General features: G+C 37.5%; 25 protein-coding genes and 1 pseudogene. 21 read left to right on the top strand and 5 right to left on the bottom strand.

The features are described from left to right. The first annotated feature begins 118 nt into the window (after positions 1-118). From LZ575_RS24110 to LZ575_RS21940, 8 genes and pseudogenes are all read left to right on the top strand, one after another. A complete protein-coding gene (locus LZ575_RS24110) occupies positions 119-325 on the top strand; it encodes a hypothetical protein (RefSeq protein WP_311195899.1) in 207 nt (68 codons plus the stop codon). Continuing rightward, positions 279-1,277, top strand: a complete 999-nt coding sequence (locus LZ575_RS21965) for an MFS transporter (RefSeq protein WP_311195898.1) — start codon at positions 279-281, stop codon at positions 1,275-1,277. Before LZ575_RS24110 ends, LZ575_RS21965 begins: the two co-directional genes overlap by 47 nt. 209 nt (positions 1,278-1,486) lie before the next feature. Beyond that, positions 1,487-2,695, top strand: a pseudogene (gene lysA / locus LZ575_RS21960) (diaminopimelate decarboxylase). Between the two features lie 438 nt (positions 2,696-3,133). Beyond that, complete coding sequence (locus LZ575_RS21955) at positions 3,134-3,505, top strand: NIPSNAP family protein (RefSeq protein WP_235327388.1); 372 nt, start codon at positions 3,134-3,136, stop codon at positions 3,503-3,505. Positions 3,506-3,537: 32 nt separating this feature from the next. Then, positions 3,538-3,723 carry a 2'-5' RNA ligase family protein gene (locus LZ575_RS21950; RefSeq protein ID WP_235327386.1) on the top strand — a complete coding sequence of 62 codons (186 nt, stop codon included), beginning with the start codon at positions 3,538-3,540 and terminating at the stop codon, positions 3,721-3,723. Between the two features lie 30 nt (positions 3,724-3,753). Then, positions 3,754-4,074 (top strand): 2'-5' RNA ligase family protein, encoded by a 321-nt coding sequence (locus LZ575_RS24485; RefSeq protein WP_409187232.1) that lies wholly within the window; start codon positions 3,754-3,756, stop codon positions 4,072-4,074. A gap of 78 nt (positions 4,075-4,152) precedes the next feature. Then, positions 4,153-4,761 (top strand): hypothetical protein, encoded by a 609-nt coding sequence (locus tag LZ575_RS21945; RefSeq protein WP_235327384.1) that lies wholly within the window; start codon positions 4,153-4,155, stop codon positions 4,759-4,761. A 187-nt stretch (positions 4,762-4,948) separates the two neighbouring features. Then, positions 4,949-5,440 carry a hypothetical protein gene (locus tag LZ575_RS21940; protein ID WP_235327381.1) on the top strand — a complete coding sequence of 164 codons (492 nt, stop codon included), beginning with the start codon at positions 4,949-4,951 and terminating at the stop codon, positions 5,438-5,440. 181 nt (positions 5,441-5,621) lie between these two features. Here the strand turns inward: LZ575_RS21940 and LZ575_RS21935 are convergent, their stop codons facing one another. Next, positions 5,622-6,074 (bottom strand): VOC family protein, encoded by a 453-nt coding sequence (locus LZ575_RS21935; RefSeq protein ID WP_235327379.1) that lies wholly within the window; start codon positions 6,072-6,074, stop codon positions 5,622-5,624. 179 nt (positions 6,075-6,253) lie between these two features. Here LZ575_RS21935 and LZ575_RS24105 point away from each other — a divergent pair, with 179 nt between their 5' ends. The 5 genes from LZ575_RS24105 (at position 6,254) to LZ575_RS21915 (ending at position 9,309) form a co-directional block, all read left to right on the top strand. Continuing rightward, complete coding sequence (locus LZ575_RS24105) at positions 6,254-6,511, top strand: hypothetical protein (RefSeq protein WP_311195897.1); 258 nt, start codon at positions 6,254-6,256, stop codon at positions 6,509-6,511. Continuing rightward, positions 6,483-6,836 (top strand): NUDIX domain-containing protein, encoded by a 354-nt coding sequence (locus tag LZ575_RS24100; RefSeq protein ID WP_311195896.1) that lies wholly within the window; start codon positions 6,483-6,485, stop codon positions 6,834-6,836. Before LZ575_RS24105 ends, LZ575_RS24100 begins: the two co-directional genes overlap by 29 nt. A 115-nt stretch (positions 6,837-6,951) precedes the next feature. Then, positions 6,952-7,224, top strand: a complete 273-nt coding sequence (locus tag LZ575_RS21925) for a hypothetical protein (RefSeq protein WP_235327377.1) — start codon at positions 6,952-6,954, stop codon at positions 7,222-7,224. Further along, a complete protein-coding gene (locus tag LZ575_RS21920; RefSeq protein ID WP_235327375.1) occupies positions 7,203-8,822 on the top strand; it encodes a TIGR00341 family protein in 1,620 nt (539 codons plus the stop codon). The genes LZ575_RS21925 and LZ575_RS21920 overlap by 22 nt, the downstream gene beginning before the upstream one ends. A gap of 202 nt (positions 8,823-9,024) precedes the next feature. Next, on the top strand, positions 9,025-9,309 hold the full coding sequence (locus LZ575_RS21915; protein ID WP_235327373.1) for a DUF4242 domain-containing protein: 285 nt from the start codon (positions 9,025-9,027) through the stop codon (positions 9,307-9,309). Between the two features lie 61 nt (positions 9,310-9,370). On the opposite strand, the gene LZ575_RS21910 is transcribed toward LZ575_RS21915, so the two are convergent. After that, entirely contained in the window at positions 9,371-11,284 is a 1,914-nt protein-coding gene (locus LZ575_RS21910; RefSeq protein ID WP_235327371.1) for a S9 family peptidase, read from the bottom strand. A gap of 300 nt (positions 11,285-11,584) precedes the next feature. Here LZ575_RS21910 and LZ575_RS21905 point away from each other — a divergent pair, with 300 nt between their 5' ends. The 7 genes from LZ575_RS21905 to LZ575_RS21875 all read left to right on the top strand — a co-directional run bounded on the left by LZ575_RS21905 (position 11,585) and on the right by LZ575_RS21875 (position 15,124). Next, positions 11,585-12,259 (top strand): ring-cleaving dioxygenase, encoded by a 675-nt coding sequence (locus tag LZ575_RS21905; RefSeq protein ID WP_235327369.1) that lies wholly within the window; start codon positions 11,585-11,587, stop codon positions 12,257-12,259. After that, complete coding sequence (locus tag LZ575_RS21900; RefSeq protein ID WP_235327367.1) at positions 12,249-12,533, top strand: VOC family protein; 285 nt, start codon at positions 12,249-12,251, stop codon at positions 12,531-12,533. Before LZ575_RS21905 ends, LZ575_RS21900 begins: the two co-directional genes overlap by 11 nt. Positions 12,534-12,674: 141 nt before the next feature. Then, positions 12,675-12,905 carry a four helix bundle protein gene (locus tag LZ575_RS21895; protein ID WP_235327365.1) on the top strand — a complete coding sequence of 77 codons (231 nt, stop codon included), beginning with the start codon at positions 12,675-12,677 and terminating at the stop codon, positions 12,903-12,905. A gap of 318 nt (positions 12,906-13,223) precedes the next feature. Then, complete coding sequence (locus LZ575_RS21890) at positions 13,224-13,841, top strand: alpha/beta hydrolase (RefSeq protein ID WP_235327363.1); 618 nt, start codon at positions 13,224-13,226, stop codon at positions 13,839-13,841. Positions 13,842-13,922: 81 nt separating this feature from the next. After that, positions 13,923-14,582 carry a DsbA family oxidoreductase gene (locus LZ575_RS21885; protein WP_235327361.1) on the top strand — a complete coding sequence of 220 codons (660 nt, stop codon included), beginning with the start codon at positions 13,923-13,925 and terminating at the stop codon, positions 14,580-14,582. Between the two features lie 51 nt (positions 14,583-14,633). Further along, entirely contained in the window at positions 14,634-14,861 is a 228-nt protein-coding gene (locus LZ575_RS21880) for a VOC family protein (RefSeq protein WP_235327359.1), read from the top strand. Continuing rightward, positions 14,816-15,124 (top strand): VOC family protein, encoded by a 309-nt coding sequence (locus tag LZ575_RS21875; protein WP_311196139.1) that lies wholly within the window; start codon positions 14,816-14,818, stop codon positions 15,122-15,124. The genes LZ575_RS21880 and LZ575_RS21875 overlap by 46 nt, the downstream gene beginning before the upstream one ends. A gap of 67 nt (positions 15,125-15,191) precedes the next feature. Here the strand turns inward: LZ575_RS21875 and LZ575_RS21870 are convergent, their stop codons facing one another. The 3 genes from LZ575_RS21870 to LZ575_RS21860 all read right to left on the bottom strand — a co-directional run bounded on the left by LZ575_RS21870 (position 15,192) and on the right by LZ575_RS21860 (position 17,413). Continuing rightward, positions 15,192-16,484: an SRPBCC family protein gene (locus tag LZ575_RS21870; RefSeq protein WP_235327357.1), complete on the bottom strand. Its 1,293-nt coding sequence runs from the start codon at positions 16,482-16,484 to the stop codon at positions 15,192-15,194. A 184-nt stretch (positions 16,485-16,668) separates the two neighbouring features. Beyond that, positions 16,669-17,112 (bottom strand): DUF6503 family protein, encoded by a 444-nt coding sequence (locus LZ575_RS21865; RefSeq protein WP_235327355.1) that lies wholly within the window; start codon positions 17,110-17,112, stop codon positions 16,669-16,671. 46 nt (positions 17,113-17,158) lie between these two features. Then, positions 17,159-17,413, bottom strand: coding sequence for a DUF6503 family protein (locus tag LZ575_RS21860; protein ID WP_235327353.1), 255 nt, complete (start codon positions 17,411-17,413; stop codon positions 17,159-17,161). A gap of 165 nt (positions 17,414-17,578) precedes the next feature. Between LZ575_RS21860 and smpB the strand changes: the two genes are divergently transcribed. Further along, complete coding sequence (gene smpB, locus LZ575_RS21855; protein ID WP_235327351.1) at positions 17,579-18,031, top strand: SsrA-binding protein SmpB; 453 nt, start codon at positions 17,579-17,581, stop codon at positions 18,029-18,031. The last annotated feature ends 38 nt before the right edge of the window (positions 18,032-18,069 follow it).

Here is an 18,069-nt window from a genome sequence, read left to right as displayed (position 1 = left end):
CCTGTAAATCAATAATTTACAGCTACAAAAACTACAACGATATCGCATTTTTCGAGGCAGAATACAGCTGTACTCTATTATTCTCCCTTATTTTTGCATCTTTAAAATTTTGGAGAAAATGAAGAAGGCGTTAATAGCATTGGCAATTGGAGGTTTTGGAATTGGAATGACAGAATTTGTAATCATGGGAATCCTGCCCAATGTTGCAGAAGATCTTGATATTACAATCCCGCAGGCAGGTCATTTTATTTCAGCATATGCATTAGGAGTAGTAGTGGGTGCACTTAGTGCTTACCGGGATTGCTGGAAGGTGGCCTGCACATAAGATCCTTATGCTTCTCATGGTGTGGTTCACAATTTTTAATACCTTATCTGCATTTGCATACAGTTATAATACACTACTGGCAGTAAGGTTTTTATCGGGCTTACCTCATGGTGCGTTCTTTGGAATAGGTGCTGTAGTTGCAGGGAAACTTGCAAAACCTGGAAAATCTGCTCAGGCCATCGCTATGATGTTTACTGGACTTACTCTCGCCAATGTTCTTGGTGTACCTTTGGGAACATATCTGGGACAACATTACTATTGGGGTGTTTCTTTCTTGGCAGTGGGAGTTGTAGGTGTTTTGGCGGTACTGGGAATAAAATTCTGGATGCCTGAACTGCCTAAATCATCTAATAATGGTTTCAGAAAAGATGTGAAAGTCCTGAAAAGAGGAGAGTTATGGATGGTTTTCTTCCTTACAACTATTGGTACGGGAGGTTTCTTTGCGTGGTACAGCTATATAGCTCCTTTAATAACAAACGTGGCAGGCCATCCTGAAAGTATAGTAAGTTATGTGATGGTCCTCGCGGGAATTGGAATGGTTGTAGGTAACTTTATAGGAGCAAAACTGGCTGAAAAATTTTCACCAATAAATGCAGTAGTTATTACTTTAATTGTAATGGTTATTCTTCTTGTAAGTAATACCCTCTTTGCTGCCGACAAAATTGCTGTACTTGTCCTCACATTCTTAATAAGTACTTTTTCATTCTGCCTTTCCACGCCTATTCAAATGGCTATGATCACCACGGCAAAAGGATCTGAAATGTTAGGATCTTCTCTTAATCAAAGTGCCTTTAACGTGGGAAATGCATCTGGTGCTTATTTTGCTAAGCCTTCCAATTGCAATGGGTTATGGGATTGCTTCTTCCACACTTGTAGGTGCAGTAATGGCCGGGATAGGAGTTCTAATTGCTTTTGCCATTATAATTATGCGCAGGAAAAAATTACAGGCTGAACCCGATTTTGAGGATAGGTCTACGGTTGTGGAAGTTTTTCAGGAAAATTAATTTGTTTCTCAGGCCTCTTTTCATCCTGTTTCTCTACGGAATGAGACCTGGAGTAAAATTTAAAATTTTACACAATTTTTCCTTTTGTGTTATATTTTCACATTCCTTGTTGATATTTGGAATTCCTATATATTTTTGCACCTTATAATTTGAGAATATGACTGAAAATGACCTAATAAAAATTGCCGAAGAATTTGGGGACCCGGTATATGTGTACGATGCAGAAAAAATAATTGCACAGTATAATCGGCTAAAAAATGCTTTTGGAAAGATAGAAGATCTTCGAATTAATTATGCTGTAAAGGCTTCTTCCAATATTTCTATTTTGAAGCTTCTTGAAAAACAAGGTTCGGGCCTCGATACGGTTTCAATTCAGGAAGTGCAGTTAGGTCTTAAAGCTGGTTTTGAACCCTCAAGAATCTTATATACCCCAAATGGAGTTTCTCTGGAGGAAATAGAGGAAGTCTCTGCATTAGGAGTGCCTATAAATATTGATAACCTCTCTATTCTCGAACAATTTGGTGCCAAACATCCAAAAACACCCGTTTGTATTCGAATTAATCCCCACGTGATGGTAATTGGAAACACTAATATTTCCGTGGGACATATTGATTCGAAATTTGGGATATCTATTCATCAAATCCCACATTTACTAAGGATCGTCAAGAATACAGGGATGAATATTAACGGGATCCACATGCACACGGGAAGTGACATTTTGGATATTGAGGTTTTTCTTTATGCCTCTGAAATTCTTTTTGATACCGCAAAGCATTTTAAAGACCTGGAGTTTCTGGATTTTGGAAGCGGATTTAAAGTCCCATATAAACCTGGCGACATAGAAACAAATATTGAAGAACTGGGTGAAAAACTCACCGGAAGATTTAAAAAGTTTTGTAAAGCATATGGCCGGGACCTGGCACTTGTTTTTGAGCCAGGAAAATTTCTTGTAAGTGAAGCAGGTAAATTTTTGGCGCGTGTAAATGTTATTAAACAAACTACTTCTACAGTATTTGCAGGTGTAGACACAGGATTCAACCACCTTATTCGACCTATGTTATATGGTTCCCACCATGAAATTACTAATATTTCAAATCCTCAGGGAAAGCCACGATTTTACTCGGTAGTAGGATATATTTGTGAGACAGATACCTTTGCCGGGAATCGTCGTATTTCTGAAATTACTGAAGGAGATATTTTGGCTTTTAGCAACGCTGGAGCTTACAGCTTCTCCATGTCCAGTAACTTTAATTCAAGGTACAAGTAAGCCGAGGTGCTATGGTACAAAGAAAAAGCACACCTCATTAGAGAGCGCGAAAATTTTGAAGACCTTTTAAAACACCAGGTAGTTATTGATTTGGAATAGCTTATATTGGTAGGAACAAAACTTATACTATTTTCTATGCATCAATCAATAAGATCATTTACTACAACTTTAGTACTTATACTTTTGCCTCTTTTTTTAATGGCACAGGAAGAACCTTAATATTATCAATTAAAGATTTATAATTTTGAAAATGAGTCTCAGAGTAAAGTAACCGAGGAATATTTAAAGGACGCTTACATCCCCGCACTAAAACGAAAGAATATTGCTGAAATTGGAGTTTTTAAACCAATTGCAGATAGTATAAATAAACTTTTCGTTCTTGTTCCTTTTTCCTCAATTGAGCAGCTGGACAAAGTAGAAAAAGAATTATTAGAGGATGTAGTTTACAAAAAAGAAGGAGTAGACTACCTCAAGGCTTCAGCTAAAAATCCACCTTACAGCAGGGTTGAAGTAATTCTTCTTTCAGCATTTAAACATATGCCACAAATGAAACCGTCTACTTTAACTTCAGCCAGAGAAAAAAGGATCTATGAGTTAAGGAGCTACCAGGCTCCAACTGAGGCTTACCTTCAAAACAAGATAGAAATGTTTAATGAAGGAGGTGAAATTAAACTTTTTGATGAACTTGGTTTTAATGCAGTCTTTTACGGGGAAGTTATAGTAAGCCCACATATGCCAAATCTAATGTACCTCACTACTTTTGAAGATCAGGAAAGCCGTGACCTGCACTGGAAAAATTTTGGAGACTCTCCTGTATGGCACAAGATGAGCGCATTGGAAAAATACAAGGATAATGTTTCTCATATAGATATCAATTTTCTTTATCCTACAGAATATTCTGATTACTAAGAAAGTTTTCTATTAATCCTGAAGGTAAAACTTTGAAATTGTATTTTATCGCCATTTTACCTCCTGAAGACATTAGGAGACAGATAAAAGATTTCAAGATGGAAATTGCCCTGAAATATGGTGCAAAACATGCTTTAAAACTTCCCGCACATATTACTTTGAAAAGTCCATTTAAAATACTGGAACTTCAGGAAAAGAACCTTATAGATAACCTATAAGTATTTGCAGAGGCACAACCTGTTTTTGACCTGAAACTTAAAGGCTTCGGCAGTTTTCCTCCCAAAGTAATTTTTGTTAAGATAGAACATAAAGCGGCACTTATAAATTTACACAACGCTTTACAACAATATTTCTCCTCTATTTTTCAGTTTTCTAAGGATGAGAAAAGTTATAATCCTCACCTTACAATAGCAACCAGAGATTTAAGTCCCGGCAATTTTACTTCAGCCTGGGAACATTTTCAGAATAAAGAATACCAGGGGTCTTTTCAAACTGATTCTATTTCTCTTCTAATACACGATGGAAAAAATTGGAATAAAATTGAGGATTTTGAACTTAAAGAAGTTTAGGTGTGAACTTTTTTTCTCTCTTATAGTCCCGCTATTTTTTATTAAATTTCATTTAAGTAGATATTCCAAATAAGACCAATGAAAAAAATTTTATGGTTTCTCCTTATCATCCTGATTCTTTTCGTGGGATTGGTATATCTATCGGTTTCAGGAAATGACAAATTAATAGGGACAGCAAAAATCAGCAATGTAGATGATCTGGATAATTTTAATTTCAGGGAACATGATTCAATACTTGTTGCCGCAAGTACTTTATATACGGGGAACTTTTTAAAAGAGACTATGCAGGGTTCAAATTACCGTCGGGCCTGGTCTACAGCTGTTACAGTGCCTGTAGTTTTTCTTGACACCCTTAAGGGCGGAATGAAAATAATTAAAGAAGGTGGCGGATCACAAACTCATTCTCTCCGGCTTCAAAGTGCTAACGGCACCCTGTATTCCTTAAGAAGTATAAATAAAGATCCGGAATCTCACGTGCCAGAAGTTGCCAAAACCCTTGGCCTTGAAAATATTATTATAGATGGAATCTCTGCACAACATCCTTACGCTGCAGTTGCTGCTGCTGCCCTGGCAGAATTTGCGGGGGTGCTGCACACGAATCCAAAACCTGTGTTTGTGCCTAAACAGGACGTTTTAGGAGATTTTAATAAGGATTATGGAAACCTAGCTGTACCTGCTGGAATATGAAACGGAAGGTAAAGTAAACTGGACTCCGTATAGCAATGTTGCAGAAATAGTAGAAACAGAAGATCTACAGGAACTAAAGCTTAAAATAAGGGAAGATCTAAGCATAGACAAAGCTGCCCTGGTTAGAGCACGACTTTTTGATTTATTAATAGGAGACTGGGACAGGCACGCGAAGCAATGGGGATGGGTGCTTCAAAATTCTGGTAATAAGTATAAAGCTATCCCGTTACCCGGGGACCGGGATAACGCATTTTTTAAACTGGAGGGAGTGATTCCCACAATTATTTCCAACAAAAATGTAGAGCCCCTGGTGCGTCCATTCGAGGAGGAAATAGACTATTTACCGGGATTGGTATATCCTATGGATGTTTACTTCCTTAAAGGTACTCCGGAAGAGGTGTATATTTCAGAAGCTAAGATTCTTCAGGAAAAATTAAGTAACACCAACATTATTGCAGCTCTTAAAACCTTACCGAAAGAATTATACAAACTTAACGGCGAAGAAATCGTAGAAAAAATAAAGCAGCGACGGGAAGACCTGGTTGATTATGCCATTTCTTTTAGAAGTATTATCGAAGAAAGAGATTTTCTTTCTAAACCCTTAAAAGGTTCAGAAGACCTTGAACTTAATCCTAACCTTCTTAAATGCTTTGAATGTGATATCTCCGGCAGTAATTAGAATATCCCTGGCTTAACTACAAATACTCAATTCTCCCTAAACCATGCTAAATAGGTATCGGTGAATTTGCCAAATATTTTAAAGCACTTCGTTAAATTACAGATCATTTTCAAAGTTTATATTAATTGAAAATGGGCACCCTTATTCAGGTATATTCAACAAAAACCTTTGAACCTTGAACTTATAATTTCCCGTCGTTCACTTCAATCCAGTAACCGTCGGGATCCTGAAAGTAGATTTGTTTAACACCATCCGGCCTGTCATTAGTAGTATTTTTTTCACCAGGCCAATTCTCAAAATGCACATTTTTAGATTTTAAAAAATCCATGAATTCCTCGAGCTTATCAGTATTAAAAGCCATGTGGATCCCTTTTTTCTTTTGAGTTCTTTCTTCACTTTCAATAAGGTGAATTTGAACAGAATTATTGAGTTGGAACCACCGAATATGGCTTCCCAATCCTCCGTTTTCAATTTCCTTCAACTTCAATATATCTTTATAAAAATTTGCTGATCTTTCTAAATTTTTCACCTGTAACGCATCGTGATCCTTGTTAAAGTGAAAATTTTGAGCAGAGGTAACTAATGAGAAAAATATTGCGGTCATGGTTATTACAGTTTTTTGAAATTTTTTCATCCTGAGTAAGATAAATCCTGAGAAAAGTAAATATAATATAAAAAATATGGGGCTCTCGAGAAATGGGTTTATTACCTGTTTCGAAATTCCTTAAAATCTTTTGCTAAAGAAATAATAAACCTGCTGCACAACGGAAATAGAATTAATAATTTCGAGCAATCAAATGAAAATTATAATCCTTGGAAGAAAATATAAAAATTAAAAAAAATAAAGTTCTCTCAAATAACTGGGGGAAATTAAATGAAATAACTTTTGATATTAGAACTAAAGTTGGGGATTGGGAAGAGCAAACAAGGGAGAGTTATGACACAGGGGATGGCGCTACTGTGTTATTATATAATAAATCCACAAAAATGATCGTCCTTACCCGGCAATTTCGACTCCCCACCTATTTAAACCATAACACCAATGGTTATCTTACAGAAGCCTGTGCTTAGTCTTTTAGAAAATGATACTCCCAAGGATTGTGTAATTAAAGAAGCGAGGGAGGAAACAGGTTATAATATCTCAAATCCTGTGAAAATTTTTGAAGCCTATATGTCACCAGGCTCTGTTACAGAAATTATGCACTTTTTTGTTGCTGAATATTCCAATGATATGAAGGTAGATGAAGGTGGAGGGCTTGAAGAAGAACAGGAAGAAATAGAAGTTATAGAAATGCCTTTTAAAAAAGCCTGGGAAATGGTGAGAACCGGGGAATTAAAAGATGCCAAAACTATAATGCTTCTTCAACATTTAAAGCTGGAAAATATAATGGCCTAGGCTGAATATTTCGTCCCTTAACATCAACTACTACTGCATGGCAGGCTAAGGTTAAAAGCAAAGGCCTGGTTTTTAAAAATGTTATCTTGCAGGAGACTAACCGCAATGAACTTCTATGTATTATATTCTACATCAAACAGCTGATATAGAAACAGTAAAAAAAAATGTTCTTCCCCTTCTGTCTAAATGTGAGACAAGAACGGTAGAATTTCCTTTTCCTGATGATTTCAATGCAGAAGAAGGAGCAACTGTTATAGCCTACTTAAACGATGAAGATTTAAGAGGTTTCCTTCCTCTAGCGGGGGAACGTCATTGGCTTAGTGGGGAGTACTACCCCACCCCGGGAACACCTATACCTCTAAAGGTTTGGGAACTTCCGGCAAATTAGAAGAAGCCGTCAAGGAAATCCTGGATAGTAAGGACAGTCACAGGTTAGATTTTCTTTTTTGTAACGGAAAGCCCGTGTTCCAGGCAGTAAATATCGGAGATGTTTTTGCATTGACTGAGGCACCTGTAAAAAGATCTTTTGTGCAGGAGGTTGTAAATTTTCTAAAAAACCTTAAAAAGTTACCTTCTTTAACTCATAGATCTTTTAGACTAAGTTCAGACGAGGAGAAGATTGTCCTTACATCTGCACTGGGAATGATTGTAGTTGAGCATCCTTTAAACTCTGTAGTATCAAAAAGACTTATTTCCAAAAGTGCTACTAACGACGGAATGTTTCATGTGTTGATACTTTCTCCCCAGAATGTCTTTGAATTATTCTGGTTTCTGTTGCGAAGTTTGATGCCTCGGAAAAAGCCTATGGATGTCTTACCCTCATTTATAGGTCAAATAAAAGCACCTTATTTAAAGATTGAAAATGAAACAGCTATCGATTTTACCGTAGATGGTTTAAAGAATTCTGCAGAGGTTATTATACTGGAGGTTAAACAGGAAGCCCTTCTTTTAAAACAAAAAAGCATTTATGCTACCGAAGAAAACGGAGGAGGAGAAAAAAAGAGTTTTAAGACAGAAAAGCTGCCTAAAGGGGAATTAAGAGACGAACTTACTAAAAGAAAACTCCCTATTTTGCCCCGGGCTACTACAGAAGAGTTTCAGGAACTTTTCAAGGTGCTAAGAGAAAATGCAAAAGTTTCATCTCCTTTTGTGGTGATGATGATCCTCTCTGCCGTTATTGCCACCTTTGGACTGTTTGGAAACTCTTCTCCGGTAATTATTGGAGCTATGATCCTTGCGCCCATTATATCTCCTATAGTTTCTTTTTCTATGGGAATGGTGAGGTATGACACAAACATGCTTAAAAAGGGCATAATTACAATTCTCATTGGAACCCTGGTGGCACTTACTTTTGCAGCGGTTGTTAGTTTAATGATCCCATTAAAAGTTCTCACTCCCGAAATTGATGCACGACTCTCTCCTACTCTTCTTGACCTCGGTATAGCAGTGGCATCGGGTATTGCTGCAGCTTATGCTCATGCCAAAGAAGAGATTGCTAAGAGTCTTGCGGGAGTCGCTATTGCGGTGGCTCTTGTTCCTCCTCTTGCCGTTGCGGGAATAGGAATTGGCTGGTGGAGCTGGGAAGTATTTTCAGGTGCTTTCCTGCTTTATCTCACTAACATGGCAGGAATTATATTATTTGCAGGAATTACTTTTCTTCTGTTAGGTTTTGCCCCTTTTAAACGGGCCAGAATGGGATTGGTGTACACACTGCTAATAGTTATACTTGTTATGATCCCCCTTTCTCTATCCTTTAATCGTATTCAGGAAGAAGCCGCTTTCACAAATATCCTGGAGAAGGCAACATTTGACAAAGTTGTTTTAAGAAATGTAAAAGTAAGGCTGGGTACTCCTTTAAGAGTTTCAGTGAGACTTGTTGGCTCCAGTTCTCTCAAGGATGAAGATATAAAACGAATTAAAAACGAAATAGAAGAAGAGTTAGGAGAGGAAATAATATTAGAAGTTGTCACTGCCATTGAGTTTTAATTTAACTTTTTTTCCTCAAGCAAGACCTTAAATCCGGAAAATCAGTAAATTAGATAGTAATTCTTTTTACCAGCCAGCTACTGCATCTTCTTTTTTGCAGGTAATACTATTTAATTGTATTGTGACTTAGTGGCCGTCACCGGAGTTAAACGGGGAGAAACCGAAAAGCCAGAAGAGTAGGATCAATTAATTCATTAATGTCATGCCAAAATTTGTAATTGAAAGGGAAATTCCCGGCGCCGGGGAACTTTCTGCAGATCAACTAAAATCTATTTCCCAAACCTCCTGTGGAGTTTTGCAAAACCTGGGACCCCAGATAAACTGGGTTCATAGCTATGTTACAGGAAATAAAATCTACTGTATCTACAATGCTCCAAATGAAGAAATGATACAAGAACATGCCAGGCAGGGAGGCTTCCCCGCTAACTCAGTAAATAAGGTTATGGCTGTAATTGATCCTGTAACAGCCGAAGAGGAAACGACTTAGTTAATCAGCAGAAAATACAAAAGGGCCAGTTGGCCCCTTTTGTATAATTATAAAATCGGGATCAGGTTTTAATTTCCTTTACCTCGGCAGGCTTTTCTTTAAGATACTTATTCAGGAATTCTAATGTCTTTTCATAAGCCTCTATTTGATTTTCCTTTTTTACAAACCCATGTCCTTCATCCTCGAACAGTACGTACTCTACTAGCACCCCATTCTTCCGCACGTTCTCTACTATTTCGTCAGACTCCACCTGGAGGACGCTTGGATCCTGCGATCCCTGCAATACAAGCAAGGGCTTTGTAACATTTTCCGTATGAAATAAGGGAGAAATTTCTTTTAACCTCACACTATCCTGGGTGTTAGGATCACCCATCTCAAGATAAAGAGCATCCTTAAAAGACTCCCACCAGGGCGGAATACTTTTTAAGGTCCTCATCCAGTTTGTTACTCCGTAGATATTCACTCCCACGTCAAATTCTTCAGGAGCAAAGGTGAGCGCTGCCATGGTCATAAAGCCTCCGTAGGAACCTCCAATAATCCCAATTTTAGCAGGGTCTATTTCTGGCTGTTCTGCTAACCAATTTTTTCCTTCAATACAATCTTTAAGATCTTTGTCGCCGTGGTTTTGATCATCCATTTGGAAAAATGTTTTCCCGTACCCACTACTTCCGCGATTATTTACTGCTAAAACAGCATAGCCGTGATTCACAAGATATTGAATGAATGAACTGAAGTTCTGCCTCGATTGTCCTCCCGGCCCTCCATGTACCCATACAAGAGCAGGGACTTTATTTTCTACAGATGCATTGTGGGGTTTGTAATAAATTGCAGGTATTTCAGTCCCATCAAAGGATTCATATCGAATAACTTCGGCTGTGACAAGATCCTCCTGCTCAATTTCATCGTTTAGAACATTGGTAAGTTTTGTATGCTCTCCCGTTTTCATATTGTACGAATAGAGATTGGTAGGTGTGTGCGATCCACCCACGTTTAAAACAGCCATACTTTCATCACGGGAAATATCCAAACCTGTTATAAAAGCATTTTCAAATTCAGGAAAATCTACCTCTTCACCTGTTTTGGTATTGGTAACTTCAATCGTATTTGCCGCATCTTCATTAATGAAGACCATTTGGTAGATTCCCTTTTCACTAAATCCCATTCCTGCAATGTCCCAATCTTTTTCCATTACCTTTTCTGTAGATCCATTTTCAATATCATATCTCATTAGGTAAGAGAATTCGGCTCCGGCATCAGTTGTATAGTAGAAGTACTCACTATTAGGAGAGAAATCCTGGGGAGAATTTCCGCTTTGTGTACTGTTTATCTTTTTTAAATCCTTTGAATCAAGATTGTAAAGAAAAAGATCTGAATCATTTGTATTAATCGACTTACTTAAAGCGATAAATTTTCCATCAGGAGAAATACGCCCGAAATCATAAGCTTCAGAATTTTCATAAATAAGCTCGGGAGTAAAGGTTTCGGTATCCATTTTATAAACATCAGTATACTTACTGTCCCTTTGATTGCTTCCGTAGTAAAAACTATTTCCATCTTTAGACCAACCGTAGAACAGTGCCCTCGCATTTTCAGCAGGAGTAAGACGTCTTATACTATCCCCGTCTTTTACAAAGATCTTGTAGACTTCATCACCGTTGTCATCCATTCTAAAAAGTATTCTTTCGTCTTCAGGAAAATAAGAAATAGCGTAAACTGATGCGCTATCAGATTCTGTTACAGGTGTGAATTCCCCTCCTGAAACCGGAATGGTATACATATTAAAAATTCCCGATCGATTACTGGTAACCAACAGCCTGGAATTATCAGGAGAAAAGCTTCCTCCGAATACCGATTCGTTATCCATAAATTGTTCAATGGAATAAGTAGCTATTTCTTTCTTTGCTTTCGGTTCTTCCTTCTCTTTGCAGGAAACAAGACAAAGAAAAAAGAGCACTGGCAGAAGAATCTTTTTCATAATAAGGATGTATAAGTTATAGAAATGTTAATCCTTAAAATTACTAAAAAATTATCAACAGATAATAAGCTCCACAACCTGGAACCTTCCTTTAGGAAAGGAACAGACTGGTAAATCAAATTTCTCTTTTTTTTACCAGCCTGTCAATATAAAAGTTTAAACAGAAAATTTTTTTCATTACCTGTGGAGAAAAGGGTTTCTTATATGAGGTATCCTGCTACTCCACAAGCCATTTTCATTAGTTCTATTTCCCCAAAATATCTACTTATCTTTACAATTATTCCTTTTAAAACTGCAATAATGAAAAACAAAATCTTAGGATTACATCATATAACCGCCATAGCAGGAGATGCCCAGAAAAACTATGACTTTTACACAAAGGTGCTGGGGCTAAGGATGGTAAAGAAAACGGTAAATTTTGATGATCCAAAAACTTACCATTTTTACTTTGGCGATGGCATAGGATCCCCGGGAAGCATCTTAACCTTTTTTCCCTGGCCACGGGTAAGGCAGGGGAAAGCCGGAGCTGGCATGGCTACAGAAATTGGATATTCTGTACCTGAAGGAAGCCTGGAGTTTTGGCTGGAAAGGCTGGACAACAATAGTGTTATGAGAGGAGAAATTTCAGAAAAGTTCGGAGAAAAATACCTGAATTTTAAAGATCCTGACGGTCTTAACCTGGAATTAATTGTTCCCGGAACAACAGACGAGCGTAAACCCTGGGAGACTGCTGAAGTAAATGCAGAAGTAGCATTAAAAGGCTTCCATAATGTTACCCTTACTCTAAACGACAAAAAGCCAACGGCAGAAATTCTAACTGATATTTTCGATTATGAATTCAGAGAGAGTGAAGGCAATTTACACCGTTACAGGACTAATGCAATAGATACAGCCGCAATAGTTGATATTCGGGAGGAAAAAAATGCATCCCAGGGGCTCAATGCCAAGCGGTACAAATCATCACGTGGCCTTTAGAGTTAAAGATGAAGAAATCCTGATGGATTATCGGGAGAAAGTGCTGAAAAAAGGTTTACATATCACCGAAAAAATAAACCGCGATTATTTCTATTCTCTCTACTTCCGCGAACCGGGAGGAGTACTGTTTGAAATCGCTACTGATAATCCCGGATTTGCAACAGATGAGACTGTAGAGCAACTTGGTAGTACGCTCCAATTACCAGACAAGTATAAACCGTTTAAAGAAGAAATTGAAAAGGTACTGCCGGAGCTGAAAACGGAAGAAGAGTAGGAAGTTGGGAGCTGGAAGTCGGAAGTCCGAAGTCGGAAGTCGGAAGTCGGGAGCTGGAAGTCATGAGCTGGAAGTGGGAGTTAAAAAGTTGGAAAATTGATAAAAGAATAGGTAAGTATATGGATTTAGAAAGTTACAACGATGTCCTTTAAATTTGAAAAATTGATAATCTGGCAAAAAGCCATGGATTTTGGGGAACAAATCCATGTATCTTCCGGGAAGTTTCCAAAAGAGGAACAATTCAATTTAATCTCCCAAATTCGTAGAGCTGCAGATTCAATAGCTTTAAACATTTCTGAAGGAGCAATTGGTCAATCAAATCCTGAATTTAAGAAATTTGTAGGATATTCCATTAGATCATTAGCTGAATAGTTACCTGTTTACATAAAGCAAAAAACAGAAGCTATTTTACAAATGACGAACTTACTAATCACTATGACTTTGCTTATAATTTAATGAACATGATGGTCGCATTTCGTAAAAATATAAAGTAGAAATAGAATCATAAAATAACCGAAAACAAAAACTAACTTCGATCCCCGGACTTCGGATTTCGGACTTCAGACTTCCGACTTCTGACTCCGGACTTCAGACTTCGGACTTCAGACTTCTGACTTCGGACTTCGGACTTCCGACTTCCGACTTCCGACTTCCGACTTCCGACTTCTAACTCCAAAACAACTAAAAACGATGCACGAAAAAAACATTAAAACTTCCGGCAAAGAAATATCAGAAGCTAAAAAAGCGCTTGTAATGATCCATGGAAGGGGTGGAAATGCAGAGGATATCCTAAGTCTTCGAGATCATCTTAATGTAAAAAATTATGCGCTTTTTGCACCGCAAGCAACGGGAAATACCTGGTATCCTTATTCCTTTCTTGCTAAACGGGAGCAAAATGAACCGGGACTTTCTTCAGCATTGCAAATGTTGAAAGAACTCCTTCAAGAAATAGAATCAAAAGGGTTTTCATCAGAAAATATTTATTTTTTGGGCTTTTCTCAAGGAGCCTGCCTCACCCTGGAATTTGTAACCCTAAATGCAAAGAGATACGGCGGTGTTGTAGCTTTCACGGGCGGACTTATAGGTGACAGGATCTACAATGATAAATATAATGGAGATTTTGGCGGTACCCCAATTTTTATCGGTACAGGAAATCCCGATCCTCACGTTCCAGTGGAAAGGGTGGAAAAATCGGCTGGCATTCTTGAGGAAATGAATGCTTCAGTAACCGTGAAAGTGTATGATAACAGGCCACACACAATATCTATGGAAGAAATAGAAATTGCTAATGAACTGATCTTCAAATAAATATTTATTTTAAGGAACTACCTTTTTTTCCGACATAAAACAGGTAATACACAATCTCTTATTTAATAAAGAATTAAAAGTATGAAAGTAGATATTTGGTCAGATATTCGTTGTCCCTTTTGTTATATAGGAAAAAGAAAATTTGAAAACGCTCTTGAGAATTTTCCTCATAAAAAAGATGTGGAAGTGATATGGCATAGTTTTCAACTTGACCCCAATCTTCAAACTCAACCGGAAAAAGATACAATAGATTATTTCACTGAAGTAAAAGGAGTTTCACGGGAACAGGCATTGCAAATGTTTAACGGAGCCAAAAAAATGGCAGAGGAATCAGGAATTGAACTAAAGCCGGAAACTTCTGTTTTGGCAAATTCAGAAAAATCACACCAGCTCCTGCAGTTTGCTAAAACCAAATCTTTAGGAAACGAAATGAAAGAAGCGCTTTTTATTGCTCACTTTAAAGAAGCCAAAAATATTGATGATATTGACACCCTCGTCGAGATTGCAAATGTTGTAGGTTTGGACAAAGCAGAAACAAAGGAAGTATTAACTTCAGGTAAATTTTTACAGGCTGTTAAACAAGATGAACTTGCAGCCCAGAAGATTGGAGTACGTGGAGTTCCGTTTTTTGTGTTCAGCAACAAATATGGAGTTTCGGGAGCACAGGCTGAAGAGACCTTTTTGGAAATTTTGCAAAAAACATGGGAAGAAACCGAGGAACCAAAACTTAGTTATTATTAAAGAAGGTGATTCCTGTGGAATTGATGGTTGCGATTAATTAAATAATGAATTATGGATAATTACAGTATTCCTGCTCAAACGAGAATAGGCCACATTCATTTAAAAGTTGCAGATCTTGACAGGTCTCTCGGTTTTTACCGGGACCTGTTAGGGTTTGAGTTAACGCAGATGTATGGAGATCAGGCAGCCTTTATATCTGCCGGAGGATACCACCACCACATTGGCCTTAACACCTGGAACAGCAAGAATGCACCACTAAGCACTTACCCTATGGAGTAGGCTTATATCACACCGCAATTGTATATCCAACTCGCAAGGACCTTGCTGTTATTTTCAAAAGAATTCGGCAGGCAGATTATCCACTTACGGGAGCTGCTGATCACGGTGTTTCTGAAGCTTTATATCTCAACGATCCCGATGGAAACGGGGTAGAACTTTACTGGGACCGCCCGGGGGAAGAGTGGCCAAGAGGTGCTGACGGTTCTATTGAAATGTATACCCGTCCTCTTGATCTCCAGGCACTCTTAAATGAAGCCCCTTAAAATTTCAGGTTTTTAGAAAATTGGTTATTAGCTAAAAATAGTTTTAGGCTTAAAGAATTTTGTTTTTTCAGGAATTATTTCTTTTTTCACTTTCCTTCTTTAACTCCTGAAGATTCATTTCCATACCAGCCTGAAGTTCATTCCGGAATTTCTTCTTCAGAAGGCTGGGGTACAAACCTTCTATACTTTCCTCAACACTTACGACAGTCCCTTCTTTTTCCTCCATAAAATTCCAGTTATGGACCGCACTTGCCCCCATGGTCTTTCCCGTCCACCCAAAGGATGTATAAGGATCGTAGGTATGTATTTGAGATTTAAAATTTATTCCGCCTGACCTATATTCAAATTTGGCACCTTCCTCTACTTTTCCTGTTAGTTCAGCTTTCTGCACTTTCTCCTGCCATTCTGGCCAGGAATTAATTTCTGTGAGAACCTCCCATACTACTTCTACAGGAGCATCGATAAAAATTTGTTGTTTCTCAACTGCTGGTGCCTCCTTATTAATTTTCTTTTTCATCCTGGGATCGCTCAAAGCTACCTGATGCTTCACCCGCTTTAAATCGTTTACTGCCTCCACTATATCCGGTCGATGGTTAGCTCCAACTAAAAGTAGAATTCTCTTTCCCGAATAATCTTTAATGAGGTCTATAGAATTTTTGGTAATTCTTTCATTGCGAAGCTTATTAAATTCAATGTATTCCTCATACTCCGCAGTGTTTAAAAATTTTTCCAGAAGGGTGTAATATCTTTTTGTAAGACTATCATATTCCCCGTTCATTAATTGCTGAGGGGAATATATCCTGGCAATTCTTTTTTGCTCTTCCAGGATTTCCGGCATTCCCAGCTCCTTTTTCTTTCGCTGGACCAGGGTATCTGTATTCATTCGCTGCTCTAAAAGCACAAATTTCCCAAGTACATTGGTGGAATCTTTAAAAACATCTTTTGGTAATAGCTGGTCTTCAAAAGATTTTCCATAATAATCAATTCCTACAACTTTATCAGGAAAAGAATCTCTTACCATGATCATTTCACCAGTGTAAAATAGCTCCAGATATTCTTTGTCTTGTGAAATATCTTCAGGTCTTATTTCGAGTCCAATAACGTGAGGATCAAATTCCCGGATAACCTCGAATAAAATTTTATAATTGTAGTTGCTGTTATGCTCGTGCGAAGCCTGAATAGTGGGTAAAACCAATACAGTTGCAGACTCTTTTTTTCCGCAGGAAAGAAGTAGAAAAACAGGAACTGCTAAAATGAACCTTTTTAGCAGACTCTTAATAAGAATATTCCCCGGAAAATATAATTGGGAAGTTGCTTTTGATGGTATTAACACATTGAAAAACAACAGAAATATTTTCATTTCAGGAATTTGTTAATGAGTTTATAAACTCCTCAAAATTAATAAATCCCCCAACGAAATATAAAAATAAACCCGGGTTTCTTTCCGGTTAATTTGAAGTTTCAGAGAAGATCTACCTGCTTAAAATAACTTATCTAAATTTCGGAACTACATTCCCTGAAAAGCTTCAGCAGCCAATAATAATTTAATCCTTCACCTCAACCTCCACAATTTCTTTCTCAATGGTAGACAGCATTTCCAGTTTTCCCTGCTCATAAAGCTCATCAAGATTTTCAAGTTTTACAACAGGATCATGTAATATGTAATTTTCATAATCAACAAACCTAATGCCTTCAATGATTCGGGGATTATATGCCACCCTAAACCTTATTCCCCCGTCGTTTACAATAAATTTATACGCAAAATAGTCTATGGTAAATTTCTCTTTGTGTATCCAGTACAAAAACTCATCATGATGATCTGCTCCCCCTCCCTCCTGCTGGAAAGTGATTTTCAATTCATGATAAGGTTCTCCTTTAATAATTGCGTCTCCCACTAATTTCTTATTGACAGCTCTGTCATTTAAACCATAAGGAAGATGGGCGAAATAATGAACAGAATTTACACTACTCCCATATCGAATAGCCATAGAATCGGGAACAGCTACGGCTGTATCATTTATATATCTTTGGAAACTAGGTATTACTTACCACATCTCTTATAACTCCTAAGGAATCTAAAATTACCCTCTCCAGGTGAAATTCGCCTCCATTACGGCTGCTTTTGTAGCTGTGGTCCCTAAAATTAAATTGAATAGTTGCTTTCCTGTATTTTTCACCCCCGGCCACCTCAATAGCTTTATCAATAATTTCCTGAGCCTGAGATTCTTGATTTTCCTCTTCACATGCAACCAATAAGAATGCGGAAAAGAATATAAAAAGGTATTTCATAAATTTTGGTAATTAGCCAAATATAGGTAAATACTGCAATTCTTAAAATTATGAAGCTGTTTTAAATTATGAGATGATAGCTTCCTACAAATAATAAGTAACGCTCTCAAAATTTACATTTACATGTAGCTTATTCTAAAGAAAGCTTGCTATTTTTGTTGATCTATGAAGAATAACATCAACATAAAGAATCGCAAAGCAAAATTTGAGTACGAAATTCTCGATAAGTATAAAGCCGGAATTATGCTGGCAGGAACCGAAATAAAAGCTATTCGTGAAGGTAAAGCCTCTATTGCCGAAAGTTTTTGTGAATTCCAGAACAATGAGCTTTTTGTGATAAACATGCATGTTGAAGAGTATTCTCACGCCACTCACTTCAACCACAATCCTAAAAGTGAAAGAAAACTTTTACTCAAACGTCAGGAATTAAAAAAGCTGGAGAAAGAGGTGAAAAATTCGGGGTTGACTATAATACCCCTGCGTCTTTTTATTAATGATCGGGGGCTTGCAAAGATGGAAATTTCTTTGGCTAAAGGTAAAAAGCTGTACGATAAGCGAGAGACTATCAAGGATCGAGACAGCAAACGTCGCCTTGACAGAATTAAAAAAGAGTACTAAGCAACAGGATTCTTCTCTTTTTTTAAGAATCTGAAACT

Source organism: Antarcticibacterium sp. 1MA-6-2, assembly GCF_021535135.1.
GTDB lineage: Bacteria > Bacteroidota > Bacteroidia > Flavobacteriales > Flavobacteriaceae > Gillisia.
This window is presented reverse-complemented; position numbering and strand designations above follow the sequence as displayed.

Excerpts from the sequence above, each read along its gene's own strand:
- LZ575_RS24110 (WP_311195899.1), top strand. The coding sequence starts at position 119 with ATGAAGAAGGCGTTAATAGCATTGGCAATTGGAGGTTTTGGAATTGGA.
- LZ575_RS21955 (WP_235327388.1), top strand. The coding sequence starts at position 3,134 with ATGCCACAAATGAAACCGTCTACTTTAACTTCAGCCAGAGAAAAAAGG.
- LZ575_RS21945 (WP_235327384.1), top strand. The coding sequence starts at position 4,153 with ATGAAAAAAATTTTATGGTTTCTCCTTATCATCCTGATTCTTTTCGTG.
- LZ575_RS21935 (WP_235327379.1), bottom strand. The coding sequence starts at position 6,074 with ATGAAAAAATTTCAAAAAACTGTAATAACCATGACCGCAATATTTTTC.
- LZ575_RS24100 (WP_311195896.1), top strand. The coding sequence starts at position 6,483 with ATGGTTATCTTACAGAAGCCTGTGCTTAGTCTTTTAGAAAATGATACT.
- LZ575_RS21925 (WP_235327377.1), top strand. The coding sequence starts at position 6,952 with ATGTATTATATTCTACATCAAACAGCTGATATAGAAACAGTAAAAAAA.
- LZ575_RS21915 (WP_235327373.1), top strand. The coding sequence starts at position 9,025 with ATGCCAAAATTTGTAATTGAAAGGGAAATTCCCGGCGCCGGGGAACTT.
- LZ575_RS21910 (WP_235327371.1), bottom strand. The coding sequence starts at position 11,284 with ATGAAAAAGATTCTTCTGCCAGTGCTCTTTTTTCTTTGTCTTGTTTCC.
- LZ575_RS21905 (WP_235327369.1), top strand. The coding sequence starts at position 11,585 with ATGAAAAACAAAATCTTAGGATTACATCATATAACCGCCATAGCAGGA.
- LZ575_RS21895 (WP_235327365.1), top strand. The coding sequence starts at position 12,675 with ATGTCCTTTAAATTTGAAAAATTGATAATCTGGCAAAAAGCCATGGAT.
- LZ575_RS21890 (WP_235327363.1), top strand. The coding sequence starts at position 13,224 with ATGCACGAAAAAAACATTAAAACTTCCGGCAAAGAAATATCAGAAGCT.
- LZ575_RS21885 (WP_235327361.1), top strand. The coding sequence starts at position 13,923 with ATGAAAGTAGATATTTGGTCAGATATTCGTTGTCCCTTTTGTTATATA.
- LZ575_RS21880 (WP_235327359.1), top strand. The coding sequence starts at position 14,634 with ATGGATAATTACAGTATTCCTGCTCAAACGAGAATAGGCCACATTCAT.
- LZ575_RS21870 (WP_235327357.1), bottom strand. The coding sequence starts at position 16,484 with ATGAAAATATTTCTGTTGTTTTTCAATGTGTTAATACCATCAAAAGCA.
- LZ575_RS21865 (WP_235327355.1), bottom strand. The coding sequence starts at position 17,112 with ATGGCTATTCGATATGGGAGTAGTGTAAATTCTGTTCATTATTTCGCC.
- LZ575_RS21860 (WP_235327353.1), bottom strand. The coding sequence starts at position 17,413 with ATGAAATACCTTTTTATATTCTTTTCCGCATTCTTATTGGTTGCATGT.
- smpB (WP_235327351.1), top strand. The coding sequence starts at position 17,579 with ATGAAGAATAACATCAACATAAAGAATCGCAAAGCAAAATTTGAGTAC.